Here is a 20,837-nt window from a genome sequence, read left to right as displayed (position 1 = left end):
GGGTTAGCGGAACAGCGAGAGAATGTTCTGCGGACCCTGGTTGGCGATCGACAGCGCCTGGGTGGCGAGCTGCTGCTGGACCTGGAGGGCCTGCAGGCGGCTCGATTCCTCGTTCATGTCGGCGTCCACCAGGGAGCCGATGCCCTTGTTCATCGAGTCGGTCAGCTTCGACACGAAGTCGTTCTGCACCGACACGCGGTTCTCGATGGAACCGATCACCGCGGCCTTGCCGATGGCCTTGTCGAGCAGGCCGTTGATGACCTCGAGCGACTTGGTGGCGTTGGAGGTCACGTCGATCTGCGTCAGGTCGGCCAGGCCGCCGAAGGCGTCGCTTTCCTTCGAGCCGACCCACAGGCTGTCCACCTTGGCGGTGAAGTTGCCGTCGGTGTTCAGGTCCTGGTCGGTGAATTCCAGCTTGTCGCCGTTGAAGGCCACCTGGAAGTCGCCGCCGGCCGTGGTCAGGGCCGCGTTGACCGCGGTCTCGATCAGGCCCTGGGTGGTCGCCAGGTCGGTGGTGTAGTCGATGCCCGACAGGTCCACTGTCACGGCGGTCTTGGTGCCCGCCTCGTTGGTGACGTTCAGGGTCAGGTTGCCCAGGCCCAGGTTCTGGCCGTCGATGAAGGTGGTGTCCGGCGCGCCGATGGCGATGCCGACGCTGGCCTTCAGGTCGTTGGTGGAGTCCACCTGCTGCTCGATCGTGGCCTTGCCGACGATCGAGGTGACCTGCATGTCCTGGCGCTGGAAGCTGATGTAGCTCGGATCGACCGTGCCGGCGCTGCGGCTCAGCGACGCCAGGATGTCGACGTTCTGGTCCTTGGCCGTGCCGTCGTTGGAGTAGGTGATGCGCAGCAGGTTGTCGCCGTTGAAGGAGGCGTCGGCGGCGGCGCCCTTCACCAGCTTGACGAGCTGGTCGATGTCGTTCTGGATCAGCGACTTGTCGACGCCGTTGGTCTGGCCGGCGATGACGCGGGCCTTCAGCGTCTGCAGGTTCTCGACGATGTTCTTGGACGCCACCGACGCGGTGTTGGTCGTGCCCGAACCCAGTTCCAGCGATTCCTTCACCGCCTTGAAGCCGGCGACGTCGGCGCGCATGGTCGTGGCGATCGACCAGTAGGCGGCGTTGTCCTTGGCGTTGTTGACCTTGAGACCGGTCGAGATGCGATCCTGGGTGGTCGCCAGATCGTCGGTCACGCGGCGCAGCGTCTGCAGCGCGGTCATCGCCGAGGTGTTGGTCATGATCGAGGCCATGTGTATCTCCATTCGCGAGATGCAGAGCGCCTTTCTGACGCTGGGGCCGGGTGCGCGGGCCTTCCCACTTGGTTTTTATGGGCGCGCAACCGACCATTCGACTGTGACCGACCCCGTTTAAACCGGAGTAAAAAAACCGCAGCCTTTCCAGGGTGACGCAGTCATCTTTTAAAGCCGTGCGGTTTTTAAAAGTAATCGCGCATTTTATAAAAATGCGGCTGCCGCGCACGGCGGTTCAGCCGCCGTGCCCCGAAGGGCCGCGGCCATGGCGTCTTTCAAAATTTCGGGGGCAAAATGTCGGAAGCAGAAAGCAGGGCGGGACTTTGAAATTAAGGCGCCGTCACTCGGCGGCGACGAGACAGCCGGGGTGCAGGCCGGACGCGGCGAAGGGGATGGCCGGGAAGCGGCGGGCGGCGGTGGCGGTTGCGGCGGCCGGAACGGCCTCTTCATGCTCGGGCGGGGCTTCGAACTTGTAGCCGCGTCCGTAGACGGTCTCGATGTAGCGGGCGCCGCCGGTGGCCTCGGCGATCTTCTTGCGCAGCTTGCAGATGTAGACGTCGATGACCTTGTCCAGCGGGTCGGCGCCGGACAGGCCGTAGACCTCGTCGTAGATGTGCTCCTTGGACACCACGCGGCGGTGATGGGCGGCCAGAACGCCGAGGATGGCGTGCTCGCGCTGGCTCAGCCGCAGCCGCTCGCCGGCGACCTCCGGGTCGCGCCCGTCGAGGAAGACGGTGAGCTGCCCCACCCGCACCGCGTTGCTCAGCAAGCCGCGCGAGCGCCGGCGCGCCACCTCGATGCGCGCCCGCACCTCGGCGCTGACCACCGGCTTGACCAGCACGTCGTCGGCCCCGGCGTGGAGCAGCTCCACCGTCGTCGCCACGCAGCGCCGGTCGAGCAGGCAGAGGATCGCCGCCCCGACCTGATGCGCCCGCAGCGCCGCCACGCAGCGCGCCGGGTCGTCGACGCTGCCCAGGACGATGGCGTCGTAGCCAAGCCCGTCCGCACCCTGGTCGCGCAGAAGCTCCTCCAGCCCGGCCCAGTCCTGGCGGTCGTAGCGGATCTTCCCCATGCCGAGCTGACGGCCGAGCGCGTCGGCGATCAGGGGGTTCGGTTCAACCAGGACAGCGCGCATGGGATTCTCCGCAACAGGGGGTTCAACTAGAGGGCGGGAGGACAAGGCACTTAAAATTTTCCTTAATTCCGAGTGCTTTATTTTCTCACACCCTCAGGTAATAGCCTTCCTGTACCGCGAGTCAACCATCCGGCTTACCTCAAGTGATAATGTTACGGCCTGCTTTTATATGACTTTTAATATCCGTTAAGGCGTAGATTCTTGGCTGTTCTTTGCCTCGAAATTCGAAGCATTTTTCTCCCGAGTTGCCGGCAACACCGCAACCTCCCCGACCCTCCCCGCTCCGGCTTGAACCGGGCTTTAATCCGGCTGTATTTCACTGGTGGCGAGAGGATGCGAACGGGGAGAGAGACCGATGCCGCGCAACAGACAGGCGATTGCCGGAACCGCCCTTGCGGGCGCCCTCCTGCTGGCGGGCGGCTGCGCGATGACCAGACCGGCACCCGACACCGCCTACCGGCAGGCGCTGGAGGCGGCGGTGGTGGCCGGGCGGTGCGAGGGGCCGACGGTGGAGGCGTTGTGGACCGCCTACGACCGCTGGTTCGCCGTGGCGGCCAGCCTTGCCTCCTACCATCGCGGGACGGAGGCCGGCGCCCTGCTGCGGCAGGGGGAGGCGTTCCGTATTCTGGGCTGTCCCGCCGCGGCCCGCGACACCTACGAGACGCTCCTGCAGCGCTTCCCCGACCCCGATTACGAGCTGGAGCGCAACGCCGCCCGACGCGGCCTGATGGACTTGCCGATCAACCCGCCAACACCCCTGATGCGCCCGGCACCGGCCGTGACCTCGGCCCTGCGCGGCACCGCCGGCACCGAACGCGGCGACGGTTGACCCACAGGCCCGTGTTGTGAATTCACGGGGCCGGGCCGTATGGCTGCCATGACGCTCCGCACCATTGTTCCCAGGCATGATACATCATTAACCTGAGGGTTAACCGGGCACAGACCCGGGCCATCCTTCCGCTTGCTGTCCTCCTGCCTGGAAGCGCCCTCCGGCCATGCCCGACTGCTCCCGACCCCCGGAAGGGGTGTCCGCTGCCCAGACCGTGCCGTCCCACGGGAGCGAGCGCCGCGACGATCCCGTGCGCGGGATTCTGATGGTCGTCGCCGCGGTGTTCTTCTTCTCCTGCTCCGACGCGACGGCGAAGTACCTGTCCCAGACGCTGCCCTCCATCGAGATCGGGTGGATGCGCTACGTCGGCTTCACGACGCTGCTGCTGCCGCTGATGATCCGCGGCGGTCCGCCGGTGATGAAAACCGCCAGCCCCGGCCTCCAGGTCCTGCGTGCCCTGGGGATGCTCGGGTCGGCGCTGTTCTTCATCATGGGCATGCGTTATCTGCCCCTGGCGGAGGCGGCGGCGACCAGCTACGTCTCGCCGGTCTTCGTCACGGTGTTGTCGATCCTGGTGCTGGGCGAGAAGATCGGACCGCGCCGCTGGGCGGCGGTGCTGGTCGGGCTACTCGGCGTTCTGATCGTCATCCGGCCGGGCGGGGCCGCCTTCCAGCCGGCGGCCATCTTCCCCATCCTGTCGGCGATGAGCTGGGCGACCGGCGTGGTCATCACCCGCAAGATGACCGGGCAGGAGCACCCCACCACCACCCTGATCTGGACCGCCCTGACCGGCCTCGCCGTTCTGACCGTGCTGCTGCCCTTCAACGTCGCCATGCCGACCGCAACGGAGGTGGCGCTGGGCGCCCTGATCGGTCTGGTCTCCACCATGGGGCAATGGCTGATGGTCCAGGCCTACCGCTTCGGCGAGGCGTCGGTGCTGGCCCCCTGCTCCTACGTGCAGATCGTCTGGTCAACCCTGCTGGGCTTCCTGATCTTCGGGGCGCTGCCCGACCACTGGACCTTCCTGGGCGCCGGGATCATCATCGCCAGCGGCCTCTACACCGCCCACCGCGAGCGGCTGCGCAAGAAACAGCAGCAAAACGCCGCGGCGCCCGCGCCATGACCGGCGATTGGCATGACCGGCGCCGGAAAAGCCTTGCCCGGACATTGATATATTAGTATACTTGCCCTCGGGAGGCACGGGACTAAAAACCCGTGTTGTTCGAACTCTTTAGCAGGAACCGGCGGGCTCGACCGCCGGACGGGGGATGGCGATGGGTGAGTCCGCGCGCCGGGTTGCGACCCTTGGCGAATGCATGATCGAACTGGTGCGCCGTCCCGACGGGACCTTCACCATGGGCTTCGGCGGCGACACCCTGAACACCGCCGTCTACATGGCGCGGCTGGGCGTGGCAACCGATTACGTGACGGCGCTGGGCGACGACGGCAACAGCGACGCCATGGTCGCCACCTGGGAGGCCGAGGGGGTCGGCACCGGCCATGTGCTGCGCGTGCCCAACCGAGTCCCCGGCCTCTACATGATCGAGACGGACGACAGCGGCGAGCGGCGCTTCCTCTACTGGCGCGATTCCGCGCCGGCCCGCGACCTGTTCGTTCTGCCCGACAGCCCGGCGCTGGTCGCGGATCTGGAAGGCTACGACCTGCTCTACATGTCGGGCATCAGCCTGGCCATCTGGGGCGAGCGCGGGCGGGAGGTGCTGTTCCCCATGCTCGACCGCCTGCGCGAGCGCGGCGGCCGCGTCGCCTTCGACACCAACTGGCGCCCCCGCCTGTGGCCCGACCGCGAGACGGCGCAGCGCGCCTACGACGCGATGCTCCGGCGCACCGACATCGCCCTGCCGGGCGTCGAGGACCTGCGCGGCCTCTACGGCGACGCCGATGCCGACACCGCCATGGCCCGCGTGCGCGGCGCCGGGGTGACGGAGATCGTGCTGAAGCTGGAAAAGCCGGGCTGCATCGTCTCCGCCCCCGGCCTCGAGGAGACCGTGCCGTCGGAGAAGGTCGCCAAGGTCGTGGACACCACCGCGGCGGGCGACAGCTTCAGCGCCGGCTACCTCAGCGCCCGCCTGAAGGGCCTCGGCCCGGTGGAGGCGGCGCGCTCCGCCCACCGCATCGCCGCCGTGGTCATCCAGCACCGCGGCGCCGTGATCCCGCGCGACGCCATGGCGTCCGTGCTGGACGGCTGATCCCCTGACGGAGGGACCCTCCATGCCCCCAGGCCCAACGCCCATCGGCCAGACGTCGACCGCCCCGTCGACTGCCCCGGGACCCATGAAGCCGCCCCGCGCGTCGCAGCGCGGCACCACGGCGGCGGCGGCGATCTACCGCGACCTGCGGGCCGACATCGTGTCGCTGGCCCGCAAGCCGGGCGACCCGATCGTGGAGAAGCTGGTGGCCGAAGCCTTCGGCGTCAGCCGCACCCCGGTGCGCGAGGCCGTCCTGCGGCTGGCCGACGAGGGGCTGGTGGAGGTCTTTCCGCAATCGGGCACCTTCGTGGCGCGCATTCCCATCGCCGACCTGCCGGAAGCCAACCTGATCCGGAAGACGCTGGAGCAGGCGACCGTCCGCTTTGCGGCGGAACGCGCCACCCGCAGCCAGATCGCCGCCCTCCAGGCCAATCTGGAGCGCCAGCGCGAGGTCGACGCCTCGGGCTGCGCCGACGGCTTCCATCAGGCGGACGAGGCGTTCCACGCGCTGATCGCCGACATCGCCGGCTATCCCGGCTTCTGGCCGATCACCCAGCAGGTGAAGGTGCAGATCGACCGCTGCCGCCACCTGACCCTTCCCTATCCCGGCCGCCTGGCGACCGTCATCGCCGAGCACGAGGCCATCGTCGCCGCCATCGCGGACCATGACCCCGACCGCGCGGTGACGGCGCTCGGCGACCACATCGACGGCCTGCTGCTGACCATCGACGACATGCGGCACGCCACCCCCTTGTACTTCTCTCCTGCCGAGGCCCTGACATGACCCACCCGCGTCTTGAACCCTCCCTGTCCGGCCCGCGCATCGTCCCGGTCCTCGTCCTCGACGAGCCGGACACCGCGGTCGCCCTGGCCGAGGCGCTGGTCGCCGGCGGCCTGACCACGCTGGAGGTGACGCTGCGCACCCCCGCCGCGCTGGCCTGCGCGGAGGCCATCGCCGCCCGCGTTCCGGGCGCCCTGGTCGGCCTCGGCACGCTGATCCGGCCCGAGCAGTTCGCCCAGGCCCGCGACGCCGGCGCCCGCTTCGTCGTCAGCCCCGGCCTGACCGACCGTCTGGCCGAAGCCGCCAAGACCGCCGGCCTGCCCTATCTGCCGGGCATCGCCACGGTGGCCGAGGCGCTGATCGCCATGGAGCACGGCTTCCGCGAGCTGAAGTTCTTCCCGGCGATGCTGAACGGCGGCGCCCCGGCGCTGCGCGGCATGGCGCCGCTGATGCCGGAGATTCGCTTCTGCCCGACCGGCGGCCTCAAGGCGGAGCATGTGAAGGAGATCCTGTCGCTCCCCAACGTCTTCGCGCTCGGCGGCACCTGGCTGACCCCGGCCGACGCGGTGAAGGAGCGCCGCTGGTCCGAGATCGAGCGGCTGGCCCGCGAGGCCTCCGCCCTGGCCCAGGGCTGAGCCGGATGCGGCGGCGCGTCGGCGTGATCGGGCTGGGCATGGCGGCGACGCCGCACGCCCAGAGCCTGCTGGATCTGGCGGACCGCGTCGAGGTGGCGGGCTGCTTCAGCCCGTCCGCCGAGCGGCGGGCCGCCTTCGCGGCGCGCTTCGGCCTGCCGGCGGCGGACCGGGCGGAGGCGATCCTCGACGATCCCACCGTCTCCGCCGTCCTGCTGCTGACCCCGCCGGACACCCACGCCGACCTCGTCGCCCGCTGCGCCGCCGCCGGCAAGCATGTCCTGCTGGAAAAGCCGCTCGACGCCACCCCGGCCGGCTGCCGCGCCGTGGTGGAGAGCATGGAGCGCGCCGGGTTGACGCTCGGCGTCATGCTCCAGCACCGCTTCCGCGCCGCCGCGGAACGGCTGGCGGAACTGCTGCGCACCGGCGCGCTGGGCCGTCCGCTGTCGGCCTCCGTCGTGGTGCGCTGGTGGCGCGACGACGCCTATTACGCCCAGCCGGGGCGCGGCATGAAGGCGCGCGACGGCGGCGGCGTTCTGCTGACCCAGGCCATCCACACGCTGGACCTCTATGTCAGCCTGCTCGGCCTGCCGCGGGAGGTCGCCGCCTTCGCCAACACCAGCGGCCTGCGCCCCATCGACACCGAGGATGTGGTGTGCGCCGCCCTGCGCTACGACGGCGGGCTGCTCGCCACCGTGGACGCCACCACCGCGGCCTATCCCGGCTATCCGGAGCGCATCGAGATCGCCGGGTCCGCCGGCTCCGCCCTGTTGATCGGCGACCGGCTGGAGGTGCAGCTGCGCTCCGGCGAAACGGTGCAGGCGGGGGAGACGGCGGGCACGCTGGGCGGCGGGGCCGACCCCATGGCCTTCTCCAACGCCCACCACCGCGCCGTCCTGACCGACTTCCTCAACGCGCTCGACCATGGCACCCAGCCGCGCGTGTCCGGGCGGGAGGCGCTGAAGGTCCACCGGCTGATCGAGGCGATCCTCAAATCCTCGGAAAGCGGCGCCGTCACGGCGGTCCCGGAAGACTGACCTCACCTTTCGCTCACGAACTCGTGTCCCGCGCTTGATTTGCCGGGAGCGGCGACCAAGGCTAGATGAGGGACGGGGGGCGCTGTCGCCTCCCGGCGGCTTTCCTGTGGAGAGTGTTCATGCTCATCAAAGTCCGGAGCGCGTCGCAAGCCAGCGAGAACGAGGTGACGCCCCGCGGCCTGTTCCTGTCCCGGCGCTCGATCATGGCCGGCGGCGCTGCCGCCCTGGCGCTCGGCGGCACGGGGGTTGTCCCGGGTCCGGCGCTGGCCGCGCCCTTCCAGGCCCCGCTGACGGTCAGCCCGAAGGACCCCAAGATGGACGCCCAGACTCCGATGAAGTCGGCGACCAGCTACAACAATTTCTACGAGTTCGGGACGGACAAGACCGACCCGTCCGAGAATGCCGGCACGCTGCGCACCCGCCCGTGGGAGATCGCGGTGGACGGCGATGTCGGGAAGCCCACCACCTTCGGCATCGAGGATCTGTTGTCCTTCCCGCTGGAGGAGCGCGTCTACCGCCTGCGCTGCGTCGAGGGCTGGTCGATGGTCATCCCCTGGGTCGGCTTTCCGCTGGCCGAGCTGCTGAAGCGCGTGGACCCGACCGGCAACGCGAAATACGTCGCCTTCCAGACGCTGGCCGACCGCTCGCAGATGCCCGGCCTGAAGTACCCCGTGCTGCAATGGCCCTATGTCGAGGGGCTGCGCATGGACGAGGCCATGCACCCGCTGACCATCCTGGCGGTGGGCATGTACGGCGAAACGCTGCCCAACCAGAACGGCGCGCCGGTGCGGCTGGTCGTTCCGTGGAAGTACGGCTTCAAGTCGATCAAGTCGATCGTCCGCATCACCCTGACGCAGGACCAGCCGCCGACCTCCTGGAACCGCTCGCAGCCGCGCGAGTACGGCTTCTATTCGAACGTGAACCCGGAGGTCGACCACCCGCGCTGGAGCCAGGCGACGGAGCGCCGCGTCGGCGAGTTCTCCCGCCGCAAGACGCTGGCCTTCAACGGCTATGGCGAGGAGGTCGCGTCGCTCTACGCCGGCATGGATCTGCGGAAGAACTACTGAGATGGCCGCAACGTCGAAAGGCCCGGTCGCCCTGGCGCTGTCCTCGCGCTGGGCGAAGCCGGTGGTGTTCGCCCTGGGGCTCCTCCCGCTCGGCTGGATGGTCTGGCTGGGCATGAGCGGCGGGCTGGGGGCGGAGCCGGTGGCCGAGGCGGTGCGGCAGAGCGGGCTGTGGGCGCTGCGCCTGCTGCTGATAGCACTCGCCGTCACGCCGCTGCGCATCCTGACGGGTCAGGCGGGGCTGGCGCGCTTCCGCCGGATGATCGGGCTGTTCGCCTTCTTCTACGCGCTGCTGCACGTCTCCGTCTATGTGGGGGTGGACCAGTTCTTCGACTGGGCGGCGGTGTGGAAGGACATCGTGAAGCGGCCCTACATCACCGTCGGCATGGGCGCCTTCGTGATCCTGACGGCGCTGGCCGCGACCTCGACCAACGGTATGGTGCGGCGGCTCGGCGGGCGGCGCTGGAAGGCGCTGCACAAGGCGGTGTTCGTCGCCGGGGCAGCGGGCTGCATCCACTATGTCATGCTGGTCAAGGGCTGGCAGTACCCGCCCTTCGTCTACGCCGCGATCTTCCTGGGGCTGGTCGCGCTGCGCTACGCGACGTCGCCGTCGGCGGGGCGGCGGCTCTCGCCGTCCTACCGGACCTGAGCCCGCCTCAGCCCGGCCTCTTGAGCCCGACCGGCAAACACACCCGCATACCGTCCGTCCCCACGGCCACCACCTCGACCTCCGTCCCGTAGACCTCGCGCATCATGGCGGCGGTGATGACCGCCTCCGGCGCGCCGAAGCGGGCCAGCCGCCCGCCGTGCAGCAGCGCCACCCGGTCGGCGATGGCGAAGGCCTGCTCCGGGTGGTGGGTGGAGAAGACCACCGTCAGCCCCTCGCCGCCCTCGCCGTCGGCCAGCCGCCGCACCTGCTCCAGAACGCGCACCTGATTGCCGAAGTCCAGGCTGGCGGTCGGCTCGTCGAGCACCAGCACGCGCGGCGCCTGGGCCAGGGCGCGGGCGATCAGGGCCATCTGCCGCTCGCCGCCGCTGATCCGCAGCCAGTCGCGCTCCGCCAGATGCCCGATGTCCAGCCGTTCCAGCGCGGCCTCGGCGGCGGCGTGGTCGGACGCGGCGGGGGCGCTGAAGGCGCCGCGGTGGGCGGTGCGGCCCATCAGGACCATCTCGCGCACGGTGAAGGGGAACTGCCCCGCCCCCGCCTGCGGGACATAGCCGAAGGCCAGCGCCCGGCGGCGCGGCGACCAGCCGGCGGTGTCCTCCCCATCGACGCGCACCCGACCGCCGCGCGGCGGCAGCAGGCCGAGCAGCGTCTTGAACAGCGTCGTCTTGCCGCCGCCGTTGGGGCCGAGCAGGCACAGAACCTCCCCCGCCGCCACGGCGAAGCCGACCCCGGCGCCGACCACCCGCTCGCCATAGCCGAAGGCGAGGTCCTCCACCGACAGCCGCACGCTCATGACCAGCCGCGCTTTCCGAAGGCGAGGAGCCAGAGGAAGACCGGCGTGCCGATCACCGCGGTCAGCACGCCCAGCGGCAGCTCCACCGGCCCCAGGCTGCGCGCCAGCGTGTCCACCGCCAGCAGATAGGCCGCCCCCAGCAGCACCGCCGTGGGCAGCAGCCGGACGAAGGCCGGGCCGACCATCAGCCGGGCGAGGTGCGGCACCAGAAGCCCGACCCAGCCGACGATGCCGCTGACCGACACCGCGGCGGCGGTCATCAGCGTCGCCGCCGCGATCACCACGACCCGCACCACCCGCACCGGCACGCCGAGCGCCGTCGCCTCCTCGTCGCCCAGCGTCATCACGTCGAGCCGCCAGCGCAGCAGCACCAGCGGCAGCAGCGCCACCGCCACCGGCGGGACCAGAGCCGCGAGATCGCCACGGTTGACCGCCGACAGGCTGCCAAGCAGCCAGAAGGTGATCGCCGGCAACTGGTTGTAGGGGTCGGCCAGATACTTCAGCAACGCCACGCCGGAGCCCAGCAGCGCCCCGATCACCACGCCGCCCAGCACCAGGACCAGCACCGGGTCCCGCCCACGGATGGCCGAGGCGACGGCCAGCACCACCCCGACCGCCAGCAGCCCGCCCGCGAAGGCCATGCCCTGGATGGCGAGGACCGGCAGCGAGGCGAAGATGCCCAGCACCGCCCCCAGCGCCGCCCCCGACGACACACCGAGGATGTCCGGCGAGACCAGCGGGTTGCGGAACAGCCCCTGATAGGCGGCACCCGAGGCGGCCAGCCCCGCCCCGACCAGCATGGCGGTCAGCACGCGCGGGCCGCGGATGTCCCAGATCACCGTCTCCACCGCCGGGGCGACGGCGGCGCTCCCGAGCCCCAGCTTCGCCGCGAGCAGCCCGGCCAGCTCCCCCGGCGTGACGGGATAGGCGCCGATGCTGAAGGCGACGCAGACCGCGGCGACCAGCAGCGCGGCCACCCCGCCCAGCGTCAGCGCGAAGGGAACCTCACCCCGGCGGGCGGCTGCCGGCGAGGAGGGCGTCGATCTGCTCCGCGGTGGGCTCCCGGTGGTAGAAGAGGGCATGGAAACGTCGCGTCTCCTCGCGCAGATCCTCCGGAAACAGCTCCGGATAGAGGACGGCGCCCAGCCAGCGCAGGCCGAGCAGGCGGTTGGCGGCGGGCGGGGAATCGATCCAGGTGAAGGGCAAGCCCGGCGAGAGGTAGACGCGCCGGTCGCGCACCGCCTTCACCCCCTGCCACAGCGGGTCGGTCCACACGCTCTCGTAGAAGCCGCGGTCGATGGTGACGATGGCGTCCGGCTGCCAGGCCAGGACCTGCTCCATCGAGACGTTGACCAGCCCGCCGTTGCCGAGATTCTCCGCCGCGACGTTGCGCACCCCGGCGACGTCCAGCGCCTCGACGTTGATGGAGCCGCGGATGCCGGTCTGCAGGCCGCGCGGCCCGCGCGCCATGTAGACCTTCAGACGCTTGCCCTCCGGCACGTCGTCGAAGCGGCGGCGCACGTCGTTCAGCGTCCGCTCGGCGTAGCGGGCCAGCTCCTCCCCCCGCTCCGCCACGCCCATCAGCGTACCGAGCGTGCGGAAGGTGCGCGCGGAGTCGGCGAGATGCCCGTCGATCAGCAGGGTCGGCACCCGCGTCTGCTCCTGCACCCGGTCGGCCAGCGAGACGAAGGTCGGGGCGGTGCTGCCGACATCGACGACGACGTCCGGCTTCGCGGCCACCACGGTTTCCAGGTTGACGGTGTTGCCGCGCCCGGTCAGCCGCCCCAGTTCCGGCAGATCGGCGTAGCGGTCGGGGAAGAAGGGCCGCTCCGGCGGGCTGATCGCCCGCGTCCAGCCCAGCAGCTTGTCGGGCGCCAGCATGTAGACGACGACGGAGGCCGGCGGCCCGGCGGGAAACACGCGCTCCACCCGGTCCGGCACGGTGACGCGGCGCCCCGAGGAGTCCGTGACGACCCGCTCCGCCGCCGCCGGCCCGGCCAGCAGCGCGAACAGCAGCCCGGCTCCCACGCCCGCCATCCATCCACGCCTGCCCACGCCACTGTTCACTCCGTCACCCCATGTATCTGCACTTACAGTCCCCTCTCCCCTCCGGGGAGAGGATTAGGGTGAGGGGGTTGCGCTTTTGCCGAACGCAGCGACACGCGCATCCCCCTCACCGGCCCTCCGGGCCACCCTCTCCCCAGAGGGGAGAGGGTTACTTTGGCCACATGAAATAGCCTCGTCATCCAAAGCATGGGGCCTGCGCCCGCCACCGTCCATAGGGCAAGCGCGCCAAGCCGTCCCGCGAAGGTCACGCTTTGGCCACGGGCGGTCTCCCCATCCGAACGGATAGGGTGCCGCGGTCCGCTCACCACCACCGTGCCGCCCGATGACCGCATCCCCGCTCCGCCGCGTCCTCCTTCCCGCAGCCGCCCTGCTCGCGCTGTCCGGCTGCGCCGGGTTCGGTTCGGCGGTCACGGGGGTGACCACGGCGGGCGTGGCGGCGACGGTCGGGTCGGCCACCGGCAACCCGGTGCTGGGCATCATCGCCGGCGCCGGGGCCAGCTACGGCATCGACCAGGGCGTGAAATACGCGGAGCGGCGGATCACCGACAACGTCCACAACGCCGTCGCCCGCGCCGCCGGCCCGCTCGCCGTCGGGCAGGCAGCGACCTGGACGGTGGAGGAAAAGCTGCCGCTGAGCGGCAAGACCGGCACGGTGCAGGTGGCCCGCGGCTTCGGCGAGGCGATCCCCTGCAAAGACGTGGTCTTCACGCTCGACGACGCCCCGGACTTCAACGTCACCACCATCTGCCGGGCCAAGGACGGCCAGTGGCGCTGGGCGCTGGCGGAGCCCGCGACCCGGCGCTGGGGCAGCCTGCAATAGCGCCCGGTCCATGCGGCGTACGCATGCGTTCGGCCATGTACGCACGGCCCGCGTTGGGGTAAAGCTCCGCGGGCGTCTGCGTCATGGGAGTCCGCGCATGTTCACGGCCAAAATCCTTCTTCTCGGCTCGGGCGAACTCGGGAAGGAGTTCGTCATCGCCGCCAAGCGTCTCGGCTGCGAGGTCATCGCTTGCGACAGCTACGCCAACGCCCCGGCGATGCAAGTCGCCGACGCGGCGGAGGTCTTCTCCATGCTCGACGCGGACGCCCTGCGCGCGGCCATCGCCAAGCACACGCCCGACTTCATCGTGCCGGAGGTCGAGGCCATCCGCACCGAGGTGCTGCACGAGTTCGAGGATGCCGGGCTGACTGTCGTCCCCTCCGCCCGCGCCGCCACCATGACGATGAACCGCGACCGCATCCGCGAGGTTGCCGCGGTGGAGCTGGGCCTGCGCACCTCCAAGTACCGCTACGCCGAAAGCCTGGAGGAGGTGATCGCCGGGGCGGAGCACACCGGCCTGCCCTGCGTCATCAAGCCGGTCATGTCCTCCTCCGGCAAGGGGCAGAGCACCGTCCGCACCGCCGAGGAGCTTGAGGCCGCCTGGACCTATGCCGTCGCCAACATGCGCGGCGACCGCCGCAAGGTCATCGTCGAGGAGTTCGTGCCCTTCGAGTACGAGATCACCCTGCTGACCGTCCGCACCCGCGAGGGCATCCTGTTCTGCGAGCCGATCGGCCACCGGCAGGAGCGCGGCGACTATCAGGAATCCTGGCAGCCCGTGCCGATGCCCGCGGCGCTGCTCGACGACGCCAAGGACATGGCCGCCAAGGTCGTGGACAATCTCGGCGGCTACGGCATCTTCGGCGTGGAGTTCTTCGTCACCAAGGACGAGGTCGTCTTCTCCGAACTGTCGCCGCGCCCGCACGACACCGGCATGGTGACCCTGCTGTCGCAGAACCTGTCGGAGTTCGACCTGCACGCCCGCGCCATCCTCGGCCTGCCGATCCCGGCGATCCACGTCCGCGGCCCGGCCGCCTCCGCCGTCATCCTGGCCGACCGCGAGGCCGAGCGCTTCGCCATCGAAGGGCTGGCCGACGCCATGCGCGTCGGCAGCGCGGAGCATGACGTGGACGTCCGCCTGTTCGGCAAGCCGACGACCCGCAAGAACCGCCGTATGGGCGTGGCGCTCGCCGCCGGCACCGACACCGACGACGCGCGCGAGCGCGCGCTGAAGGCGGCCTCGGCGGTCAGCATCCGCTACGAGTAAGGTTACGGAGCCGGGCGCGACCGTCGGTCTCCGACGGCGCGGCCCGGCTGCGAACCACCGCTCAGCGCAGAGCCGCGCCGATCATCGGATAAAGAACGTAGATCCCGAAAAGCGCCGCCCCCAGCAGGGTGAGCAGACTCCGGAACCCCGCCCGCCAGCTGCCGTCCGCGCGGTGAAGGTCCAGGTAGTGGGTGAGAATCCGGTCGGCCTTGACGTTGGCCGCGGCGAGGACGAGTCCGACCCCGAGCGGGCCGAGACCGCCGGTGCCATGCCCCGCCCACATCGAGACGGCGGTGAGCAGCATCAGCACCACCCAGGTGCGTGTCAGGGTGGCCATCGCCTCACCTCAGCAGATAGACGATGGGGTAGAGCAGCACCCAGATCAGGTCCACCATGTGCCAGAAGGCGGCGCCGGTCTCCAGGTTCTCCAGACTGTCCCACCACGTGACGATGCCCAGGATGACGATCCCCGCGGCGACGTGCATCGCGTGGAAGCCGGTCAGCAGATAATAGAGCTGGAAGAAGCTGTTGGTCTCCAGCGTCAGGCCACGGCCGATCTTGTCGCCGTATTCGACCGCCTTGATGGCGAGGAACACACCGCCGAGGGCCATCGCGCCGAGCATCAGCGGGCGATGGGAAAGGCCCGAGGCCCGGCGCCGCAGGGCGACGGCGACCAGCCAGCCGCTCGTCACCAGGACCATGGTGTTCACGCCGCCGAGCAGACGGTCCAACTGAGCCTGCGAGGCGTCGAACGTCGCCGGGTCCAGCGCGCGCGTCACCGCGAAACCGATGAACATCGCCCCGAAGGCCGCCAGCTCCCCCAAGATGAGAATCCACATCATGGGGTTGCCGGGCAGGCTGGAGAGGGGCCCCCAGTCGGCGGCCTCCCCGTCCGCAACGTCCTCCGCGATGACGACCGTCGCCGGCGCGGCCGTTTCCGTCATGTCCGCTGTCCTTCCGGAAGTGATGACCGGACGGGACCATGGCGCGGGAGACGGACGCCGTCTTTGCCCGGGGGCAAACTCGCGGACCGTTGTTGATCAGGCAGCGCCGATCAGGTGACGCAGCTTACTGGTAACCGCCCTTGTCCGCGCGCTCCCGCGCGGCGTCCTCCTGGGCCTTGGTCATCTCGTCCTTGGTCGCCGCCGGCTTGTCCTCGGGCTTGCCAGTCGCGCGGTCGTTCTCGGCTTGCGGCTGGGAGTCGGTGTTGCGGTTGTCGCCCATCGCGTCATCCTCCGGCATGAGGCGGGCCGATGCGGCCCGCCGTAAGCCTCACCAACACCCCCACGCGCCGGTCGTCTCGCCCCCGCTCACATGGTCAGGCGACGATGCCAGCGTCGTGCAGGCGGCCGATCTCGGCCGACGGCAGGCCGAGCAGGTCGGCCAGCACCGCGTCGGTGTCCTGCCCCAGGACGGGCGCCGGGCGGTGGTCGGTGCGCTCGCCCAGGCCGGGGAAGCCGAGGGGCGAGCCGGGAACCAGCAGCGGCCCGACCTCCGGCTGCTCGACCTCGCGGAACAGCGGGTTGGCGGTGGAGCAGCGCGCGTCCTCGGCCACCAGCTGGCCGAAATCCCGGTACGGCCCCCACAGCACGCCCGCTCCGGCGAAGGCACTCTCAACCTCGGCCAAAGTGCGGGCGGCGAACCAGGGGGCGAGCACGGCGGAGATGGCGTCGCGCGCCACGAATCGCCCGCCCTCGTCGTTCATGTCCACGTCCATCAGCGGACCGATCATTGCCAGCCGCTCGGTCAGCCCGGTCGCCTTGCCCAGCGCCTTCCACTGGCGGTTGGAGATGGCGACGACCATCGCCCGCCGGCCGTCGGCGGTGGCGAAATCGCGGCCGTAGGCACCATAGAGGTCATTGCCCATCGGCGGCCGCACCGCGCCGTTGACCCGGACGTCGGCGAGGTAGCCGAGGTTGCCGACCGTCGCCAGCATCACGTCGGCCAGCGCCACCGTCACCTCCTGCCCGCGCCCGGTGCGGCGGCGGTGCCGCTCCGCCGCCAGCAGGCCAGTGGCGAGATAGAGGCCGGCGGCGACATCCCAGGCCGGAAGCACATGGTTCACCGGCTCACCGCCGCGGCCGGTCGCCATCGGGAAGCCGCTGGCGCAGTTGACGGTGTAGTCGACCGCCGCCGACCCGTCCGGGTTGCCGGTCAGCCGCAGCATGATCAGGTCGTCGCGCTTGGCCGACAGCGCCTCGTAGCCCATCCAGCCGCTGGCCGGCAGGTTGGTCAGCAGGAATCCCGCGTTCTCGCCCGAGGCGGTGATGATCGCCTGGGCGATCTCCCGCCCCTCCGGCCGGTCGAGCGCCAGCGTCACCGACCGTTTCGCCTTGTTCAGCGCGGTCCAGTAGAGGCTGGTGCCGTTCGGCGCCACCGGCCAGCGCCGGTAGTCGATGTTGCCGCCGATGGGGTCGATGCGGATCACCTCCGCACCCAGCTGGGCCAGCGTCATGCCGCCCAGCGGTGCCGCGATGAAGGCCGACACCTCGACGACGCGCAGATCGGAGAGAAGCGAGGACATGGGAGTCTCGATCCAGATGGAAACAACGTGGTGGACGGGTGCCCCCAACCCAGGGTCGGGGTGGGGGCTAACGGCCGACGTGGGTTACACGCAACGCCCGCCGTCGATCTCCAGAACCACGCCGGTCAGGAAGGCCGCCTCGTCCGACGCGAGGTAGAGGGCGGCGTTGGCGACGTCGGTCGGCTGGCCCAGGCGGCCGAGCGGCACGATGCCCATCATGCGCGCCCGCTTCTCAGGCGTGTCGCCGCCCATGAAGGTGGCGAGCAGCGGCGTCTCGGTGGCGACCGGGGCGAGGGCGCAGACACGGATGTTGTCGGGCGCCAGCTCCAGCGCCAGCGACTTGGTGATGTTGTGCACGGCGCCCTTGGTCGCGTTGTACCAGACCAGGCCCGGACGCGGCCGCAGGCCGGCGGTGGAGCCGAGGTTCAGGATCACGCCGGACTTCTGCGCCCGCATGGTCGCGACGACCGCCTTGGAGTAGAGGTAGATCGACTTGACGTTCAGCGCGAAGACGCGGTCGAACTCCTCCTCGGTCACATTCTCGAACGGGCCGTTGGCGTGGGTGGAGCCGGCGTTGTTGACCAGGATGTCCAGCCGCCCGAACTTTTCGACGGTGGCGGCGATGGTCATCTCGACGTCGGCCATCTTGGTGACGTTGGCGGCGATGCCGATGGCGGACTCGCCCAGCCGTTCGGCGACCGCCTTGGCGGCGTCGCCGTTGATGTCCACGACCGCGACACAACCACCCTCGCGCACGAAGGTCTCGGCCATCGCGAGGCCCAGCCCCTGCGCCGCACCGGTGATCAGGGCGACCTTGCCGTCCAGACGCTTCGTCATTCTCGGTTCCTCCCCAAGGGATTTTGTGATGATGGGGGGAGGCTATCCGCGCCGCAGGGGCCGTGCTATGGACCATCCGTCATAGCTGCTATCAGGCCCCACAGCGGATCATGACCGTCGCGTCAGGGGGCGCGGATCAGGGAGCGCTGTTCTCCCCGGCGCTGCCGGGGGCGACGACCTTGCCCTTGAGCACGCCGTTGGCGACGCATTTCGCCACCTCGGCGTGGATCAGCCGCAGCAGGGCGCGCGTCGCCTTCGACACCGGCTGGTGCAGCGGCGTCGCGGTGACGAGCATGGCGTGCATGTCCTTGGAGCTGATTTCGCGGGCGATCAGCCGGCCCTGGCGCACCTCGCGGTGGACGGCGCCGAAGGGCAGGATGGTCGAGCCCATCCCCTCCTCCACCAGTTGCTTGATGGCGGTGACGGAATCGATCTCCATGTCGACCTGGAGGTCGATGTCGGCCCGCCGCACCGCCGCGTCGACCACCCGGCGCAGCCCGTTCTCCAGCCCCGGCAGCACGAAGCGCAGGCCGCCCAGAGTCTCCACCTCGACCGGCCCGTCGTCGCCGGCCACCGCGTCCTTGGCGGGCTGGACGAGCAGCAGATTTTCGACGAGCAGCGGCGAGGACAGCATGCTGCGCCCGCGCCGGGCGTCGTAGAGCACGGCGAGGTCGAGCCGCCCGCCCTCGACCCATTCCAGCAGCGTGCCGCTGAACACCTCGTGGATGCGCAGCGTGGCGTCGGGGTAGTTCTCGTGGAAGCGGCGGGCCAGCGGCGCCCCCAGCGTGGCGCAGATCGACGGGGGGAGGCCCAGAGTGACCGAGCCGGTCAGCCGTTCCGACTGGTCCTGAATCTCCTCCTTGATCTCCGACAGCGCGCCCAGCAGATGGCGCACCACGTCGTAGAGCTTGCGCCCCTGCTGGGTCAGCGAGACGCCGCGGCCATGGCGGTAGAACAGGCTGGTGCGCAGCTCGTGCTCCAGCTTCTGGACCTGCCGGCTGAGCGCCGGCTGGGTGATGCCAAGCTTGACCGACGCCTTGGAAAAGCTGCCAAGGTCGGCCACCTGAACAAAGTAGCGCAGTTCCAGAAGTTCCATCGCGGGACAGGTCTCGTCGTTCGGCCTCCGGGTCGGATAGCGAATACGCCGGTATGACACAAGCGGAGTCCTGACAGGTCAGTCCTGCCCGGTCCTCCGCCGTGTCTCGCGATCAATTGCGCCGGGTGAGCAGGCCGCGCGCCACAACCTGGGCCTGGATTTCCGCCGCCCCTTCGAAAATATTCAGAATACGGGCGTCGCACAGCACACGGCTGATCGGATACTCGACCGCGTAGCCGTTGCCGCCATGGATCTGCACCGCGTTGTCGGCGTTCGACCAGGCGACGCGCGCCGCCAGCAGCTTGGCCATGCCGGCCTCGATGTCGCAACGGCGGTCGCTGTCCTTCTCGCGCGCGGCGAAGTAGGTGAGCTGGCGGGCGATCATCGTCTCCACGGCCATCCAGGCGATCTTGCCGGCGACGCGCGGGAAGGCGGCGAGCGGGCGGCCGAACTGGACGCGCTCCTGGGCGTAGCGCAGGCCGAGCTCCATCGCGTTCTGCGCCACGCCGACGGCGCGGGCGGCGGTCTGGACGCGGGCGGATTCGAAGGTCGCCATCAGCTGCTTGAAGCCCTGGCCCTCGACCCCGCCCAGCAGGTTTTCGCGCGGAACGGCGAAGCCGTCGAAGCCGATCTCGTACTCCTTCATGCCGCGGTAGCCGAGAACCGGAATTTCGCCGCCGCTCATGCCCTCGGCCGGGAAGGGGTCCGCCTCGGTGCCGCGCGGCTTCTCGGCCAGCAGCATCGACAGGCCGCGGTAGCCGGGGGCGTCCGGATCGGTGCGCACCAGCAGAGTCATCAGGTCCGACCGGCTGCCGTGGGTGATCCAGGTCTTCGCCCCGGTGACGCGGTAGGTGTCGCCCTCCAGAACCGCGCGGGTGCGCAGACTGCCCAGGTCGGAGCCGGTGTTGGGCTCGGTGAAGACGGCGGTTGGCAGTATCTCGCCGGACGCGAGGCGCGGCAGCCAGCGCGCCCGCTGCTCGGCGGTGCCGCCCAGGCGGATCAGCTCGGCGGCGATCTCCGCGCGGGTGCCGAGCGAGCCGACGCCGATGTAGCCGCGCGACAGCTCCTCCGTCACCACGCACATGGCGAGCTTGCCCATGCCGAGCCCGCCGTCCTCCTCCGGAACGGTCAGGCCGAAGACACCCATCTCGGCCATCTGCTCGACGACCGGCATCGGAATCAGCTCATCCTTCAGGTGCCACTCGTGGGCGTGCGGCTCCACCACGTCGGCGACGAAGCGGCGGAACTGCTCGCGCACCATGTCAAGCGCCTCGTCCTCCAGAGCCGCCTCGCCGAAGCCGCCGCCGTGCAGCGCGTCGGCCAGCAGCTCGGCGATGCGCAGCCGCAGGGCGGAGGCGTTGCCGGCGGCGATCAGCCGGCGCACCGCCTCGGTGCGGAAGGCGGCGCGCTCCGCCTCGTCCAGCCCGAAATCGGCGGGACGGACGATCTCGCCCTGGCTCATCGCCAGACCGCCGTCGAGCTGGGCCAGATACTCGCCGAAGGCGGCCTGGAGCATGCAGGCTTCCAGCTCGCCCAGCCGGCCCGCGCGGTCCAGCCGCTCCGCCCAGCCCTGCATCTGGCGCAGCGCCTCGGCGTAGGTCGCCACCCAGGCGAAGCCGTGTGCCGCCACCTGATGGCGGTCGAGCGCCGCCGCATCGACGCGCCCGTCCGGCGCCACCAGCGCGGCGACGCCGCGCTCGGCGGCCTCGGCCAGCCGCGCCACCGCGTCGAGCGCCGCCGCCGTGGTGGACAGCAGGTCGGGCAGCGGAAGCGGGCCGTTGGAGGTTGGGGTGGACGACATGGCGCGTTTCCTCGGTTCTTGTTGTTCGGGTC

22 protein-coding genes are annotated in these 20,837 nt (G+C 70.3%); 10 read left to right on the top strand and 12 right to left on the bottom strand.

What is annotated here, in order from left to right; all coding sequences use genetic code 11:
- Positions 1 to 3: 3 nt before the first annotated feature.
- Both AMK58_RS31855 and AMK58_RS26180 read right to left on the bottom strand, forming a co-directional pair.
- The gene (locus AMK58_RS31855) at positions 4 to 1,248 is read right to left on the bottom strand and encodes a flagellin N-terminal helical domain-containing protein (protein ID WP_035682206.1); all 1,245 of its coding nucleotides are present in this window, start codon (positions 1,246 to 1,248) and stop codon (positions 4 to 6) included.
- 340 nt (positions 1,249 to 1,588) lie between these two features.
- Positions 1,589 to 2,383, bottom strand: coding sequence for a response regulator transcription factor (locus AMK58_RS26180; protein WP_059399649.1), 795 nt, complete (start codon positions 2,381 to 2,383; stop codon positions 1,589 to 1,591).
- A gap of 355 nt (positions 2,384 to 2,738) precedes the next feature.
- Between AMK58_RS26180 and AMK58_RS26175 the strand changes: the two genes are divergently transcribed.
- The 8 genes from AMK58_RS26175 to AMK58_RS26140 all read left to right on the top strand — a co-directional run bounded on the left by AMK58_RS26175 (position 2,739) and on the right by AMK58_RS26140 (position 9,582).
- A complete protein-coding gene (locus AMK58_RS26175) occupies positions 2,739 to 3,212 on the top strand; it encodes a hypothetical protein (protein ID WP_051140921.1) in 474 nt (157 codons plus the stop codon).
- A gap of 166 nt (positions 3,213 to 3,378) precedes the next feature.
- Entirely contained in the window at positions 3,379 to 4,335 is a 957-nt protein-coding gene (locus AMK58_RS26170) for a DMT family transporter (RefSeq protein ID WP_035682194.1), read from the top strand.
- A gap of 151 nt (positions 4,336 to 4,486) precedes the next feature.
- The gene (locus AMK58_RS26165; RefSeq protein WP_035682199.1) at positions 4,487 to 5,419 is read left to right on the top strand and encodes a sugar kinase; all 933 of its coding nucleotides are present in this window, start codon (positions 4,487 to 4,489) and stop codon (positions 5,417 to 5,419) included.
- Between the two features lie 85 nt (positions 5,420 to 5,504).
- The gene (locus AMK58_RS26160; protein ID WP_104675465.1) at positions 5,505 to 6,203 is read left to right on the top strand and encodes a GntR family transcriptional regulator; all 699 of its coding nucleotides are present in this window, start codon (positions 5,505 to 5,507) and stop codon (positions 6,201 to 6,203) included.
- On the top strand, positions 6,200 to 6,835 hold the full coding sequence (gene eda / locus AMK58_RS26155) for a bifunctional 4-hydroxy-2-oxoglutarate aldolase/2-dehydro-3-deoxy-phosphogluconate aldolase (RefSeq protein ID WP_014199635.1): 636 nt from the start codon (positions 6,200 to 6,202) through the stop codon (positions 6,833 to 6,835). Before AMK58_RS26160 ends, eda begins: the two co-directional genes overlap by 4 nt.
- Before the next feature lie 5 nt (positions 6,836 to 6,840).
- Positions 6,841 to 7,869 carry a Gfo/Idh/MocA family protein gene (locus AMK58_RS26150; RefSeq protein ID WP_059399648.1) on the top strand — a complete coding sequence of 343 codons (1,029 nt, stop codon included), beginning with the start codon at positions 6,841 to 6,843 and terminating at the stop codon, positions 7,867 to 7,869.
- A gap of 104 nt (positions 7,870 to 7,973) precedes the next feature.
- Complete coding sequence (gene msrP / locus AMK58_RS26145) at positions 7,974 to 8,936, top strand: protein-methionine-sulfoxide reductase catalytic subunit MsrP (protein WP_417891213.1); 963 nt, start codon at positions 7,974 to 7,976, stop codon at positions 8,934 to 8,936.
- Position 8,937: 1 nt separating this feature from the next.
- Positions 8,938 to 9,582, top strand: a complete 645-nt coding sequence (locus tag AMK58_RS26140; protein WP_035682173.1) for a protein-methionine-sulfoxide reductase heme-binding subunit MsrQ — start codon at positions 8,938 to 8,940, stop codon at positions 9,580 to 9,582.
- 7 nt (positions 9,583 to 9,589) lie between these two features.
- Here AMK58_RS26140 and AMK58_RS26135 read toward each other — a convergent pair whose 3' ends face one another.
- Genes AMK58_RS26135 through AMK58_RS26125 form a run of 3 tightly spaced genes read right to left on the bottom strand, consistent with a single transcriptional unit; the run spans position 9,590 to position 12,430 of the window.
- Complete coding sequence (locus AMK58_RS26135; protein ID WP_244621365.1) at positions 9,590 to 10,393, bottom strand: ABC transporter ATP-binding protein; 804 nt, start codon at positions 10,391 to 10,393, stop codon at positions 9,590 to 9,592.
- Entirely contained in the window at positions 10,390 to 11,475 is a 1,086-nt protein-coding gene (locus tag AMK58_RS26130; RefSeq protein ID WP_236778375.1) for a FecCD family ABC transporter permease, read from the bottom strand. Before AMK58_RS26130 ends, AMK58_RS26135 begins: the two co-directional genes overlap by 4 nt.
- A complete protein-coding gene (locus tag AMK58_RS26125; RefSeq protein ID WP_035682171.1) occupies positions 11,399 to 12,430 on the bottom strand; it encodes an iron ABC transporter substrate-binding protein in 1,032 nt (343 codons plus the stop codon). Before AMK58_RS26125 ends, AMK58_RS26130 begins: the two co-directional genes overlap by 77 nt.
- 352 nt (positions 12,431 to 12,782) lie before the next feature.
- On the opposite strand from AMK58_RS26125, the gene AMK58_RS26120 reads away from it, so the two are divergent.
- Together AMK58_RS26120 and purT are read left to right on the top strand one after the other, a co-directional pair.
- Complete coding sequence (locus AMK58_RS26120; protein ID WP_035682169.1) at positions 12,783 to 13,280, top strand: hypothetical protein; 498 nt, start codon at positions 12,783 to 12,785, stop codon at positions 13,278 to 13,280.
- A 97-nt stretch (positions 13,281 to 13,377) separates the two neighbouring features.
- Complete coding sequence (purT, locus tag AMK58_RS26115) at positions 13,378 to 14,547, top strand: formate-dependent phosphoribosylglycinamide formyltransferase (protein ID WP_059399647.1); 1,170 nt, start codon at positions 13,378 to 13,380, stop codon at positions 14,545 to 14,547.
- A gap of 61 nt (positions 14,548 to 14,608) precedes the next feature.
- Here the strand turns inward: purT and AMK58_RS26110 are convergent, their stop codons facing one another.
- The 7 genes from AMK58_RS26110 to AMK58_RS26085 form a co-directional block, all read right to left on the bottom strand.
- Complete coding sequence (locus AMK58_RS26110; RefSeq protein WP_035682167.1) at positions 14,609 to 14,884, bottom strand: cytochrome C oxidase subunit IV family protein; 276 nt, start codon at positions 14,882 to 14,884, stop codon at positions 14,609 to 14,611.
- Between the two features lie 4 nt (positions 14,885 to 14,888).
- Positions 14,889 to 15,491 (bottom strand): cytochrome c oxidase subunit 3 family protein, encoded by a 603-nt coding sequence (locus AMK58_RS26105; RefSeq protein WP_051140920.1) that lies wholly within the window; start codon positions 15,489 to 15,491, stop codon positions 14,889 to 14,891.
- 124 nt (positions 15,492 to 15,615) lie between these two features.
- Positions 15,616 to 15,771 carry a hypothetical protein gene (locus tag AMK58_RS31010; protein WP_167555943.1) on the bottom strand — a complete coding sequence of 52 codons (156 nt, stop codon included), beginning with the start codon at positions 15,769 to 15,771 and terminating at the stop codon, positions 15,616 to 15,618.
- Between the two features lie 94 nt (positions 15,772 to 15,865).
- On the bottom strand, positions 15,866 to 17,071 hold the full coding sequence (locus AMK58_RS26100) for a CoA transferase (protein ID WP_059399646.1): 1,206 nt from the start codon (positions 17,069 to 17,071) through the stop codon (positions 15,866 to 15,868).
- 84 nt (positions 17,072 to 17,155) lie between these two features.
- The gene (locus AMK58_RS26095) at positions 17,156 to 17,908 is read right to left on the bottom strand and encodes a glucose 1-dehydrogenase (RefSeq protein ID WP_035682162.1); all 753 of its coding nucleotides are present in this window, start codon (positions 17,906 to 17,908) and stop codon (positions 17,156 to 17,158) included.
- A 136-nt stretch (positions 17,909 to 18,044) separates the two neighbouring features.
- On the bottom strand, positions 18,045 to 19,004 hold the full coding sequence (locus AMK58_RS26090) for a LysR family transcriptional regulator (protein WP_014199620.1): 960 nt from the start codon (positions 19,002 to 19,004) through the stop codon (positions 18,045 to 18,047).
- Positions 19,005 to 19,116: 112 nt separating this feature from the next.
- Positions 19,117 to 20,805 carry an acyl-CoA dehydrogenase family protein gene (locus tag AMK58_RS26085; protein WP_059399645.1) on the bottom strand — a complete coding sequence of 563 codons (1,689 nt, stop codon included), beginning with the start codon at positions 20,803 to 20,805 and terminating at the stop codon, positions 19,117 to 19,119.
- Positions 20,806 to 20,837: the final 32 nt, after the last annotated feature.

Origin of the sequence: Azospirillum brasilense, assembly GCF_001315015.1 — a bacterium.
GTDB classification, from domain to species: Bacteria; Pseudomonadota; Alphaproteobacteria; order Azospirillales; family Azospirillaceae; genus Azospirillum; species Azospirillum brasilense.
Note: the sequence above shows the minus strand (reverse complement) of the source record. Positions and strands in the feature narration are given on the sequence as shown.